The sequence below is a fragment of the Caulobacter sp. D5 genome (assembly GCF_003185805.1).
In the GTDB taxonomy this organism is placed as follows: domain Bacteria; phylum Pseudomonadota; class Alphaproteobacteria; order Caulobacterales; family Caulobacteraceae; genus Caulobacter.
This window is the reverse complement of record NZ_QHJY01000584.1, coordinates 668-1,133: the sequence shown is the minus strand read 5'-3', so window position 1 is coordinate 1,133 and position 466 is coordinate 668. Positions and strand designations below refer to the sequence as shown.

The 466-nt window shown below is 76.6% G+C and carries 1 pseudogene; it reads right to left on the bottom strand.

The features are described 5' to 3' along the window. Positions 1–466, bottom strand: a pseudogene (locus tag DMC18_RS25510) (ribonucleotide reductase); the annotation flags it as partial.

The window sequence follows — 466 nt, the reverse complement described above, 5'->3', positions numbered from 1 at the left end:
AGCAGGTCGGCCGGGCGGGCGTCGAACGGCGCGACCAGGGCCAGCGGCCGCGGCGCGCAGGCGAAGGCCTCGACGGCGGCGGTGAAGACGATGCGGTCGGCTTGGCCCGGCGCCTCGAAGGCGCGGAGCAGGGCCTGGGCTTCCGATGCCAGGGTCGGCGCGTCGTGAATGCGACCCGTCCCGACGGCGTGGGCCTGGGCGGCCGCGATCGTCTCCGCCGTGAAGCCAGCGAAGGCCAGGGTGTCGAAGGCCGGATCGGCCAGCGCCTCGGCGGGCGCGCCCAGCACGTCGCGGAGGAAGTCCGCGCCGACCACGGCCGGGGCGAACGCCGCGCGCAGGTCGCCGGTGGAGCGCAGGACGCCTTCGGCCAGCGCGATCTCGTGGCCCGTGAAGCCGACGGCGGCCAGGGCGCGATGGTCGAGGCCTTGGGCCTCTTCCAGCGATCCGGCGCCCAAGGCGTGCAGGC